The following is a 2,640-nucleotide window of genomic DNA, read 5'->3' as shown; positions in this document are numbered from 1 at the left end:
AGCATTTAAATATTATCCAATTAGATAATGGGAGATTTCATCATGGTGTTAAGCTGAAAATACCAGATAATGTTATCTTGATATTCCAACCACCATACAGCCCTGAATTGAATCCAATTGAAAGAGTATGGCAACACATTAAACAAGAACTGAGTTGGGACATTTATGATGATTTAGATGGTCTCAAAGAAAAAGTTGGCGCTTATATTAAAGAATTTTCTACAGAGACAATAGCATCTATAACTGGATGGGATTACATTTTGTCAGCCCTAGCTACTGTTGCATGATTTTTGAAAATTGGTATAAAATATTAGCGGGCTGTGGTACCGTATTAATGGGCGGTTAATCCTCGTCCTAAAAATTTCAACAGGACTTACTAGCAAGCTAGAAATAGGGCGTAGCGCGTAAATCTCGGGTTCCAAAGCGACGAGTTTTCAGAGAAACCGGGTTGGTGAGCGCAAGTCCCGCTCGAATCTCAAATCTGAAATTAACAATTTGTAATAATTGCTGGCAGTGCCCGGAGGAGTTAGGTGATGAGCTCCCGAGTACCAGCCCAAAAGAAAACCTCAGCGACGCCACCTGTGGCGAATCAAGCTTGTTCGCCCCTACTTCACCGAAGCCCGTTGACTTCTGAGCAATCTGAATCTGTTGGCAGCAATTCAAACATATCGCAGGAATTAGCAGGGATTCAACCAAAAACAATCCGTCGCAGCTTGAATTGGCAAAATATCAGTGTAGAAGCGCCTTCTCGGGGTAATGGAATGTCTTTACCTGGCGGCATTCAACGCCAACAGGAGAAACAAGAGGAAACGCCAGCAATTGAACATCAAGTTTCAGCAAAAAAAGCAGAAACAAGTACGGGAGAATTAAGTAATTTAACGAGAGCGACTGAGGGATCGCTCCAACCAAAAGTCGATCGCGGTAGGTTAAATTGGCGCAATATTTCTGTAGAAGCGCCCATTCGCAGCGGTGAAGCTTCCCCCCAACCGATTCAGCGCCAGCAGGAGGAACCACAAGAAACGCCTGAAATTCAAGCTCAGTTGGCAGCAGATTCAGCAGAAAAAACAGCAGGGGAATCAAGCAATTCAACGATAACCAGCGACGGGGAGGAAACGCCAGCCATTCAAGGTCAGATGGCAGCGGATTCAGCAGAAAAAACAGCAGGGGAATCAAGCAATTCAACCATAACCAGCGACGGGGAAGCACTACAGCCAAAAATCGCCCGTGCTCCGTTTAATGGACGAAATATTCCTATAGAAGCGCCTCCTCCTTCAGCAGAAAAAACAGCAGGGGAATCAAGCAATTCAACGATAACCAGCGACGGGGAAGCACTACAGCCAAAAATCGCCCGTGCTCCGTTTAATGGACGAAATATTCCAGTAGAAGCGCCTCAAAGTTCCGCAACTTCTAGCACTCATTCAGAAGGAATTCAGCGTCAAGAAACCTCTGATGAGAAGGAAGGGGAAGAATCAACAGAATCTGCCAAAATGCAGTCAGAGGGTGCAATTCAGGCTAAATGTAGTGAATGCGAAAAACAAGAAAAAGAAGAGCCAAATAACTCTTCAATTCAGACAAAATTAACAGTTGGCGCACCGGGGGATAAATACGAACAAGAAGCTGACAGCATGGCCGCGAAAGTCATGACCATGCCAGACTCAGCCGTTGAGCAACCTGTTCAACGTCAGGCTCAAGAGGAAAAAGAGCAACTCCAGATGCAGTCAGAGGGGGTTATTCAGGCTAAATGTAGTGAATGCGAAAAACAAGAAAAAGAAGATCCAAATAACTCTTCAATTCAGACAAAATTAACAGTTGGGGCACCGGGGGATAAATACGAACAAGAAGCAGACAGCATGGCGGCGAAAGTCATGACCATGCCAGACTCAGCTCTACAGCAGCCAATTCAACGTCAAACCGGGGAAGAAACAGAAGCAGTCCAGATGCAACCTCTGGTAAATTCCATCACTCCACTGCTACAGCGTCAGACAGCAGAAGATTCAGAACAAGTACAGTTGAAACCTAATGGTAGTAGTTCTCAGGCAAGTAGCAGCGTAGAAAGCCGTCTCGCGGATTCTAAGGGCGGAGGTAGTGCTTTACCCGATGATGTACGTAGTTTCATGGAGCCGCGCTTTGGGGCAGATTTTAGTGGCGTGCGAGTGCATACCGACTCGAATGCCGTGCAGATGAACAAGGAGTTGGGGGCGCAAGCATTTGCTCATGGTAGCGATATTTACTACGGTGCGGGGAAGTCTCCCGGTAATAATGAATTGACGGCGCACGAATTGACTCACACCATCCAGCAGATGGGAGGACAGCGTAATGCACCAGCAACACCAGCGCTAACTCAGGGGCAGGAAAAGAAACCGGAAAACGAGAATCAGCCGTTGCCAGCACCGAAATCTACTCATGAGTTAAATCAGAGCAAAAGTCAGCCAACCTTTCAGCAGGAACAACCAAACCAAGAAGTTGCTACGCCTGTTTTAGACAAAGCACTTTTGAGCCAAACTTCTCAAACACAAACTAATTTAGAGTCTCCTAAAACAGAAATTTCACAAGATATTTCAGCATTGAAGGCGGATAAATCGCCAGAAACAAAACCAGCCACAGAAGCTGCTAATCCCCAGTCAAAAGCATCAGCCACAG

2 protein-coding genes are annotated in these 2,640 nt (G+C 45.8%); both read left to right on the top strand.

The features are described 5' to 3' along the window. On the top strand, nucleotides 1-287 hold a 287-nt coding region (locus QUB56_RS37250), incomplete at its 5' end, for a transposase (protein ID WP_445243355.1). A gap of 246 nt (nucleotides 288-533) precedes the next feature. After that, the coding region (locus tag QUB56_RS15480; protein ID WP_332956225.1) for an eCIS core domain-containing protein at nucleotides 534-2,640 on the top strand (2,107 nt) is incomplete at its 3' end.

Source organism: Microcoleus sp. AR_TQ3_B6, from assembly GCF_036702785.1.
GTDB lineage: Bacteria > Cyanobacteriota > Cyanobacteriia > Cyanobacteriales > Microcoleaceae > Microcoleus.
This window is presented reverse-complemented; position numbering and strand designations above follow the sequence as displayed.